Consider the following 9221-nt stretch of genomic DNA (forward strand, 5'->3'; position numbering starts at 1 on the left):
ATGTACGCCTGAGTTAAAAGAAACTGTTCAAGAAAAGTTGGGGGAAACTTGGTCACCTGAACAGATTGTCGGCTGCTTGTATCAAGGAAAACTCAGTTTTAAAACCATCTATCGTTGGATTTACAATGGCTTATTAGAGGTTCCTTTAACCGTTCTTCGCCAAAAAGGAAAACAACAAAAACCACAAGAAACACGAGGTCGCTTTAACATTGGTACACCGATCTCCAAACGTCCCAAAGAAGTCCGTAAACGTGAAACATTCGGTCATTGGGAGTTAGATACAGTAGTGTCTAGCCGTGGTCAAGCAAAAGGCTGCGTGGCTACTTTCATTGAACGCAAAACGCGCTCGTATAAAGGGATTCTCATGCCAAATCGTTCCGCTAAATCAATGGAAGCAGCAGTGAAACTTTTACATGAGGAGTTGCCAAAAGGTCTATCCAAACTGCTACAACAGATCGTGGAAAAGAATTCAGTTGTTACAATGAACTTGAAAAAGATTTAAATATCCAAGTGTATTTCGCAGATGCGTATTCTTCTTGGCAACGTGGTAGTAACGAGAATGGCAATGGTTTACTACGCGAATTCTCTCCTAAGAAAACCAACTTTGATCATGTGACAACGGATGAATTGGAACAAGCACTGAACTTAATAAATAATCGCCCAAGGAAATGTCTTGGATGGAAAACTGCACACGAGGCCCTTCAGGAAGAACTGTTGCACTTAATTTGACAAACTAACAAACATAAAGATTTCTAAGAGTAAACTGATAAATATGTAGCTCTTTTTGATGATGAATTCTCAGTTTTATTGTCAACCCCGAGTTACGGTGATTAACCAAATTAGAACCATTTTTACTTATAATTTCCTTTATTCTCTTTACAGTGTATTTCAGAAATGTTAAGATCATTTATAGTATTAATCCACCATATTTTTACAATAAGAAGGAGGTCAATTTTAATAGGGGTAGAATCTCACTGAAACAAAAAAAGGAAAGGAAGTATATAAAATGTCAACATTAACTAAAAGACTATCAAAAAGTAAAAGTTTCACAGTTTTAATGCTACTAACTATTGTTACTTTCATGTTTTCTAGCTCTTTTTCAGCTTTAGCTTCTACTCAAAACAGTGAGGATTGTAATTGTGGGGTTACAGATGGCGAATTGGATGAAAACGATGTCAATTACGTTGAGGGCCAAGAAAAAAGTGAGATTTTAAGAGCATTAGAAACAAGCTCTACTTTTGAGAACAATGTTAACCATGATTCTATCAGTGATGCTACAACTAAAGTTATAAATCTAGGTGAAAATGATTATGCAGATGGAGATGTCCTACAAGTAACTAGTTTATATGAAAATTCCATGGAAGAAATCGACTATGATCTGATAACCGTGTTTGTTGAAAAAGAAAGCAAAGAAGTTTTAAAGTTAAGTTATTTCGAAGTTGATTCTGAAGTTGTTGATTACAAAGACTTTGATGAAAAGGGACAATTAATGCTACATAAAGAGTTTACTTATGAAGATTTCAGTGAGGGAAACTTAGAAAATAGCATAACTCATTATAGTGTATATGAACAAATAAGCACTAGGATAGATAAAGATAGTTTCTGGTATAAATTTGCTTGTGGTTTCTCTGGTAATGTAGCTTGTATGGCTGGTTGTGTAGGTTCATTTGCTGCTGGTCCTGCGGGTAGTGTACTATTTACAGCTTGCACGGCTGCTTGTACTACAGTATGGGGTGCTGGACTCTGTTAGTATAGTTCTGATTGTTGTAGAATTTAATATGTAAAAGATAAACGGTTGCAGGACCAATTTCCCTGTAACTGTTTATCTTTGTTATAATATTTTTAGTGATTTACGCCATATTATAATGTAATGCGTTTTGACGAAACATTTTTAATAACCAAATAATAAATTAATAAAAGCAACCAGTAAGCAACCATGTAATATAATGAAAAACTTACGAATCCATTGCCTTGAATTAAAGCTATCCAAAAGAAAAGTAATGATATCGGGAAATACATTGAAAGTAAAATTTTTGGACCGATTTTCAAGAAACTTAATATAAAGGTATCTTTTTTCTTTAACATAATGAGTGTAATTAAACCACAAATAACTTCAGGCAATCCTAAAACTATCCAAGCAAGCTCTAACTCTCTTTCTAAGATAGGTAAGGATAAAATTGCAAGACCCATTATTCCTATATTTAATAGAAAATATGAAATGGTTGGTTTTTGTTGGGTTCTAATTTCATCATACGCCTCTAAATAATCTTTGGAAAGAGAATAAGGTGATTTAAATTCACTTAAAATTTTACTTACAGCTTCATCATTGCTATACCCTTCATTCTCTAATGAATTTACTCTATCTTTTAAATGAATTTCAATTTCCCATACAATACTTTCTCTTTCTTCCTCCGGTAATGATTTAAGATTATCTGATAGTTTACTCAAATATCCATTTATAGTTGAACTCAAACTACTCAGCTCCCTTAATTGTTTTAATTACACTTGAAGATTCATTAAATATGTTTATACGGTTTTCTAGAATCTCTTTACCCTTTTCTGTAAGTTGGTAATACTTCCGTCTTGGACCATCTACTGGATTATCCCAGAAAGAATAGGACCATTTGTTGTTTTCCAATCGTTTAAGGATAGGATATATTGCTCCATCAGACAAACTTAGATATGAAGTGTTTTTCAATGTAGATGTAATCTCGTAACCGTATAGGGGTTTTTTCTGAATGAGCAGCATAATAGTTAATTCTATAACCCCTTTTTTAAACTGGAGTTGCCATTTGTCATTTTCCATTGCTCTCACCTCTTGATTTTTATTATACATTATTGAATATTATGTGGCAATGCGATATATGTACTTATACTATATATATAGCGTGGATGTAGTATAGGTGTATGGACATACCTCTATTAGGTCATTATGATGAAATGAACGAGAGGATGTGTCCAGTTTTGAAACAAAAACGATACAGTCAAGAATTTAAAGAAACAGTGGTCGAGCTTTATCGCTCGGGTACACCCGTCAGTCAATTATCTAGCGAATATGGTGTTTCAGAAATAACGATCTATAAATGGATTAAACTCCATTCTCCTATTGAAGGGGCTCAGGACTTAACTGCCGCAGAAGTCGCTGCGATCCAGAAGGAAAACCTGCGTCTCAAACAAGAGGTAGAGATCTTAAAAAAGGCTATGACCATATTCGCACAAAAATAGATGACCAAGAGTTGATTGACCACATTACTTAATGAAAGAGATCCACAAAGAAAGTGATGGTCGTTACGGTGCCCCCTAAAATCTTTGAAGTGTTAAAGCTAGAAGGCGATCAAGGTAGTATCAACCGTATTCAGCGTATCATGAATTGGAAATTGAATTGATGAGGAGGTCGTAGTTCATAGGATTTCTAAAATTATCAAAAGAAATATATTGTAATAAATTGAATTACACTCTACAATGTGTAATATATAACAAATTTTATAATTTTTACTGTGGTTTTGGTTTTTTTAATCTTTTTATATTGCATGTTTCATTATAGTTATACTTCTAGTTCCGATTGGATATTACATTAGATGCAGAAGAATTTGGCGTATGAATCTCATCCCTTTTCACGTATGATATGATCTTGTCAGTTCTTTAGCCGATGAGCAGGCATAAGTACCTATAAAAATGATAGAGTCAAACGCTGGAGTGGTTTCTATTTCTCTTCATTTCTCCATTTTTAATTGTATGTTCTTGAAAAATATGTATGAATACTTCTCCTTAGACAATATAAATAACAAATAAATCTATAAATTAAATTAATTTTATTTGACTTCCTTATCTAATTAGGTGCAACAATCATATTTATAGATCAGAAAGTTAAGAAGTTAACCTTGATAGATTATAAGAAGGAATTATGAGGTTTCGAGCAACTCGAATTTCTTCTAGTAAGAGCTCTAACCACTAAGATAGGAGTGAAAGGATGTCAAACCTTTTAGAAATTAAAAATGTTCGAAAATCATTTGATGATAAAGTCGTCCTAAAAAATATTACATTTAATGTGCCACCTGGATCAATTGTTGGGTTTATTGGTAATAACGGGGCAGGTAAATCAACAACTTTTAAAACAGTACTAGGATTAATTTCTAAAGATGCCGGTACAGTTAAAATATTTGGTGAAGAAAATATAAACAAACATGTCAAGATTAAGGAAAAGGTTGGAGTCGTATTTGATGCTATGAATCTACCGGTTCACCTTACAGTAAAACAATTAAATAAGGTTTTTGAAAAGATGTTTGATTCTTGGGACCAAGACAATTTTTATCGATTAGTTAATTCTTTTTCTTTACCTATGAATAAGAAGATAGATAAATTCTCACGTGGAATGTCAATGAAATTGTCTATAGCCGTTGCATTGTCGCATAATGCAAAATTATTAATTCTAGATGAAGCAACAGGGGGTCTTGATCCATCATCAAGGGAAGAGGTGTTGGATGAATTAAAAAGTTTTGTGAGTAAAAGTAACGGTGGTATATTACTTTCTTCTCATATTATGAGTGATGTAGAGAGAATAGCTACACATCTTGTTATTATAAAAGATGGAGAAATTTTATTAAGTGAAGAGACAGATAAGGTTTTGGAGAGTTATGCAATTGTAGATGTTGACGGGGGAAAACTAACCTTAATTAACAAAGATATAATTGTGGCAAAAAGGAACCATGGTTCTTATTTTAGTGTACTCGTGTCAGATGTACACAAACTCCCTAACGGGATTACTCCTAGAGCGATCTCAATAGAAGAGATTAGCGTCTTATTGACAAGGAGTGAAAAATAAATGAGGGGTTTATTATTAACAAACTATTACCTAGTTTATCGAACTTTCTTTGTGTTCATGGGAGTAGCGATATTAGGTTCTGGATTAGTTTTTTATTTTGGAGATACTTCAATGTACGGTTTGATTGCTATGTTCACTATCTTTTTTGCGGCGATTCCTGCACTTGAAGTTATTAAATATGAGAGTAAGTCTGGTTATGACAAGTACGTACTTACTTTACCGGTTACTAGAAGTAATATTGTACAAAGCCACTACTTTTTCTATTTTTTAGTTGTAATTATCGGTACTTTATTATCATATGGCATATTTTATGTACATGGTCTAGTTTCAGATACACCAATCGATGATGGGATATTTAAGAGTATTTCTTCAGGTACTTTCATAATTCTTAATGCCGGAGCGATAGCTTATCCACTCCTCTATATTTTTGGGGCAGAAAAATCGGATGCTATTACAATTGGAGGTGCATTTGGGGGGCTTTTTGCATATTTTGGATTACAAAGCGTAATTGGCTACCTAATAAAACAATTCCCGCTACCACATTTAAGTCAGTCTTTATACGTTTCCATTTCCTATACAATATTTGGTGTTATCATATATATTCTTTCCTTTTTCATTTCTGTATTTATATACAAAAATAAAGAGTTTTAGTATACACAATGTTTTTTTCTTAGTAAGGCGATATTAATTGTAATCGGTTACTTATCAGAAGAAGAATCAAGTATTGGTGTAGGATAATATAATTTTAGCAATAACACGTAAAACGATAACGATTATCTTCAAAAATGAAATCGTTTAAATATATTCATTATAGTTATATAAGTGAAATGCTGGAGAAAGCAGTGTTTTAGCAGATTTTCTCTAGCATGTCTCAATTTTTTAGTGTTACTGCTAATATATTATTCATCATTATATTTTTATATATGACGAATTGTAATATTAAGTGCAACACCTAAAAACTGTGGTTGAAATAAAACAACCCATAACAGCTTCGTGTAAAATGTAAGTACTATTTCACAGCTACAGAGTTATCCCCCTGTTACTTTCCACTTCCCTCTGCTAAAAAGTCGGTACCTACTGTTAAATAGTTGATACATGGCAAAAAGTAGGAAAAATATTTATTTTCAATATCGATTCAATCATAAAATCAATACAAATTCGGGCTGGATCCAATAGTGATTCAGTCCTTTTCCTTATGTTCAATATCTGTTCAATCCCTTGCCAGTAGCGTGTTCAGGTGGTTTTTATATTGCTTTCTATAGAATTCGTAAGAACACGGGTGAGAATAAGAGAGTGAGGAGATAAGCGTATTTTTGAGCTGTTTTTTCTTATTTCTTTTCTAAATACAGCAAGCGCAAGGAACAATTCCACAACGAAGAATCACTGGATAGATTTCTCGTAACCCAGTTTGAGGAATACAACCAGCGTTTCGCCACACGTTGCAACATCGGTTTTGGCCAAGCAAGATTTGAACTAGAAGAAATGTTTAACGAGTGATGAGAACTACAAGAAGAGGTATAAAGTTATTTACACAAAATTATTGACAGTCACAAAATATTATTAAGACCTTAAATCAAAAAAGTCATAAAAAATAAGGAGTTATACATATTATCCATGAATAATATGTATAACTCCTTTACTTCTTGTTCAACAATCGAGCCCGTTTACCGAAAATCGTATACACATGATGAATTTATTTAATTGGGATCCAGATTTCTGAGTATAAATCTGGACTATTGGAATCCTTATCCGTATATAATTCAAATTCTGGTGTACCCGCATGCTCATACCCAGTGGAAGGGAACCATTCGGAGAAAATCCGTTTCCACGCATTTTGCATAGCAGCAGGCATTGCTCCGTGCACTTCAAAAACCGCCCACTTGGAAGCAGGGATTTCTAAGCTAAGCATCCCTTTTGGAACCTTCCCAGCGTACGAGGTTGCCACCCAATAATTAAACACATTTGCCTTTTTTTGCTCTTCACTGACTTTTCCACAAACACCTAAAACTCCTTTTACTACCCTGTCATTCAATTGAAACAGCAAATCGCTTGTTCCATTTTGATTGACCTCTTCCCAGAATTCAGGAATGCCTGCTACGTTTTCTTCCTCTGCCACACAAGAAAATTCTCGCTTAATCCCAATGATTTGAAACGCATTCTTCTCGACTACACTATACTTCATTGGCTCTGCCCCTTTCAAGGTTACCTGGATGATCAGGCGGTAATAGGATTGCAGTTTTCCCTTATTCTTTCGCGCTTCACTTGGAGTAATGCCGTGCTGTCTGCGGAAAGCCTTCGAAAAAGCCTCGGGAGTGTCATAGCCATATTTATAGGCAAGGTCAATAATCTTCTCGTCTGTTGTCAGCAAGTCTTCTCCGGCCAATGTTAATCGCCGCCTTCTTATATAGTCACCAACCGTAATTTCTGTCAAAACTGAAAACGTTCGTTGGAAATGAAAAGGTGACACATTGGCTTGTTTAGCAATGCTATCTATCGTCATATCTTTCAAAATATTTTTTTCCATGTACTCAATTGCCTTTTGTATTGACTCCACCCATGCCATGGCCTTCAACTCCTTATTGTCATTTTAGCAACTTAAAAAAAACCTATCCTGTCAATTAATGCTTTGTTGTGGCAGGTTTGATTCACTTTTGTATGAAAGGGTAGCTTTAGTGTAACAAGAATTTTATATAGAGCACATTCATTTAGAACATGTTTGATCAAACTTTTTAAAAGCTACATCAACATCCTTTACTCCATTGAATGCCCCTAAAAAATTGAAGCCATGCAACCTATAGTTACTTTTGCAGTTGATTTAAAATCAGTTTCAATACATCGTTCTGTGACATATCATTAGTCAGTATTGTTTCTCCATCCACGCCAAGGTAATCGTTTGGATTCCACCAGGCACGTAAGAAATCTTCTCCAAATTCGAACTTTTTCGAACTAGAGTTGTGACGTATCACTGTTTCCTCAAAGGATAAATCAAAATAATAAGTATATGTATTTTGGTTATAGGACTGGATTAATTTATTAAGCATTTCACCATAACGTCTTTTATACAAGATTCCTTCCACAATAACAAATTCACATTTATCTTTACCATATTTTGCGATTTGGCTAATCAAATCAATTGATAGGTTCCCGTCTCTATCGTGAACCTTTAACATTTCACGGCGAACGACATCCTGAGAGACCAATAGTGTTCCATGCCCCAAATGGTTTTGAAGACTTTTCGCAGTCGTTGTTTTTCCACTACCAGAGTTTCCTCGTATGATAATTAGCCTAGATTCCATATTATCCTCCCTCAAGTTTTTGAATTATTTTATTAGATATGCTGTTATGTAACCTGACCCGTTTTAATAAAAAAGCGTCTCTGCTTACAGAAACGCTCCCGTTTGTTAAATAGATAAGCACCCTACTAACTTTGCAGGGTGCTTCAATTACTAATAGATTCCCTTTGCATCAGCAGGTAATTTTCTTACATAATGCAGATATTCCATCATGTTCTTATCGTCATCAGCTGGATAAGTGTACGAAAGAGATTTTGCCACGTCTCTTGCTAACGCCCGAAACAATTCACAGGTAATAAATACAGAATCCCATATATTTTCGTAACTGCCATCGGAATATGTTGCTTGATACATTTCCCAGTATGATTCGGGAAGAAACTTTTTGAAGTACTTTCCCATCTTCCCAGTTGATACTTGAAAATCATATTCAATTCCAATCCACCAATCCACCAATTGACCATCTCATCCAAAGACTCTCTTGTTGTATTTTTAAACATTAGCTTTGCATGTGGCAGCTCATCACGCCATATGCCTTTCGCAACGTTTTGTAAGCACCACCAAAAATTATTTGTACAACTATTGAACTGGCCTTCGGTTGGCTTTTTTACATGATAGTCTATATCTGAAGGAGAGGGGATTGATGGTAAAAAATTATCTTTATCTATTAACGGAATCGTAAGTTTATCTTTTCCATACCCTTCAAGCATTGTTTCTTTTGTTAGAAGTGTTAGGTCAATCCGGTTACCATCCGTAAATAACATGGGTAATCGGAAAATAGTGTGGAAAGAGGGTTAAAAAGAACCGTCCTCCATTGCCTTAGTAAGTGTGGAAAAATCAGCACCATAGATTTCTTCAAACACCCATTCATAGCCAGTTTGTTCCCAATTTGGGAATTGATCAGGTAACATTTTTCCGAAAGTAACTTCAACATCTTTGAATTTCTTTTTCCTTTTCACTTTACGATAGGCTTGAGTGAATAAAATCTTTGCTCTTAGGGCTTCAAATGAGTAACCACGCCCAACATGATTCATTGTGCGTTTTCGTAAAATATCAATTACTGACTTGTCTTCAACACCACGCTCTTTTAACTCTTCCAATAGCTCTTG

General features: G+C 34.5%; 8 protein-coding genes and 4 pseudogenes. 6 read left to right on the plus strand and 6 right to left on the minus strand.

What is annotated here, in order from left to right:
• A pseudogene (locus tag N784_RS15340) lies at nucleotides 1-729 on the plus strand (IS30 family transposase); the annotation flags it as partial.
• 277 nt (nucleotides 730-1006) lie between these two features.
• Nucleotides 1007-1750 carry a putative immunity/bacteriocin fusion bifunctional protein gene (locus tag N784_RS15345; RefSeq protein ID WP_036836384.1) on the plus strand — a complete coding sequence of 248 codons (744 nt, stop codon included), beginning with the start codon at nucleotides 1007-1009 and terminating at the stop codon, nucleotides 1748-1750.
• A 110-nt stretch (nucleotides 1751-1860) separates the two neighbouring features.
• On the opposite strand, the gene N784_RS15350 is transcribed toward N784_RS15345, so the two are convergent.
• Together N784_RS15350 and N784_RS15355 are read right to left on the minus strand one after the other, a co-directional pair.
• Nucleotides 1861-2472, minus strand: a complete 612-nt coding sequence (locus N784_RS15350; protein ID WP_036836388.1) for an HAAS signaling domain-containing protein — start codon at nucleotides 2470-2472, stop codon at nucleotides 1861-1863.
• A 1-nt stretch (nucleotide 2473) separates the two neighbouring features.
• Entirely contained in the window at nucleotides 2474-2806 is a 333-nt protein-coding gene (locus tag N784_RS15355; protein WP_036836390.1) for a PadR family transcriptional regulator, read from the minus strand.
• Nucleotides 2807-2952: 146 nt separating this feature from the next.
• On the opposite strand from N784_RS15355, the gene N784_RS15360 reads away from it, so the two are divergent.
• The 4 genes and pseudogenes from N784_RS15360 to N784_RS16445 all read left to right on the plus strand — a co-directional run.
• Nucleotides 2953-3225, plus strand: coding sequence for a transposase (locus N784_RS15360; RefSeq protein WP_036836398.1), 273 nt, complete (start codon nucleotides 2953-2955; stop codon nucleotides 3223-3225).
• A 745-nt stretch (nucleotides 3226-3970) separates the two neighbouring features.
• On the plus strand, nucleotides 3971-4822 hold the full coding sequence (locus tag N784_RS15365; RefSeq protein WP_036836391.1) for an ABC transporter ATP-binding protein: 852 nt from the start codon (nucleotides 3971-3973) through the stop codon (nucleotides 4820-4822).
• A complete protein-coding gene (locus N784_RS15370; protein ID WP_036836392.1) occupies nucleotides 4823-5473 on the plus strand; it encodes an ABC-2 transporter permease in 651 nt (216 codons plus the stop codon).
• A gap of 687 nt (nucleotides 5474-6160) precedes the next feature.
• Nucleotides 6161-6319, plus strand: a pseudogene (locus N784_RS16445) (IS256 family transposase); the annotation flags it as partial.
• Nucleotides 6320-6515: 196 nt separating this feature from the next.
• Here N784_RS16445 and N784_RS15375 read toward each other — a convergent pair.
• From N784_RS15375 to N784_RS15390, 4 genes and pseudogenes are all read right to left on the minus strand, one after another.
• Entirely contained in the window at nucleotides 6516-7385 is an 870-nt protein-coding gene (locus tag N784_RS15375; protein ID WP_036836393.1) for an AraC family transcriptional regulator, read from the minus strand.
• Nucleotides 7386-7620: 235 nt separating this feature from the next.
• Entirely contained in the window at nucleotides 7621-8118 is a 498-nt protein-coding gene (locus N784_RS15380) for a kinase (RefSeq protein ID WP_036836396.1), read from the minus strand.
• 150 nt (nucleotides 8119-8268) lie between these two features.
• Nucleotides 8269-8876, minus strand: a pseudogene (locus tag N784_RS17290) (aminoglycoside 6-adenylyltransferase).
• A 30-nt stretch (nucleotides 8877-8906) separates the two neighbouring features.
• Nucleotides 8907-9221 (minus strand): annotated as a pseudogene (locus N784_RS15390) (hypothetical protein); the annotation flags it as partial.

The sequence above is a fragment of the Pontibacillus litoralis JSM 072002 genome, assembly GCF_000775615.1.
GTDB classification, from domain to species: Bacteria; Bacillota; Bacilli; order Bacillales; family BH030062; genus Pontibacillus; species Pontibacillus litoralis.

Bases quoted from the DNA above. Each gene is read 5' to 3' on its own strand.
- N784_RS15345 (WP_036836384.1), top strand. From the start codon at position 1,007: ATGTCAACATTAACTAAAAGACTATCAAAAAGTAAAAGTTTCACAGTT.
- N784_RS15355 (WP_036836390.1), bottom strand. From the start codon at position 2,806: ATGGAAAATGACAAATGGCAACTCCAGTTTAAAAAAGGGGTTATAGAA.
- N784_RS15360 (WP_036836398.1), top strand. From the start codon at position 2,953: ATGTGTCCAGTTTTGAAACAAAAACGATACAGTCAAGAATTTAAAGAA.
- N784_RS15365 (WP_036836391.1), top strand. From the start codon at position 3,971: ATGTCAAACCTTTTAGAAATTAAAAATGTTCGAAAATCATTTGATGAT.
- N784_RS15370 (WP_036836392.1), top strand. From the start codon at position 4,823: ATGAGGGGTTTATTATTAACAAACTATTACCTAGTTTATCGAACTTTC.
- N784_RS15375 (WP_036836393.1), bottom strand. From the start codon at position 7,385: ATGGCATGGGTGGAGTCAATACAAAAGGCAATTGAGTACATGGAAAAA.
- N784_RS15380 (WP_036836396.1), bottom strand. From the start codon at position 8,118: ATGGAATCTAGGCTAATTATCATACGAGGAAACTCTGGTAGTGGAAAA.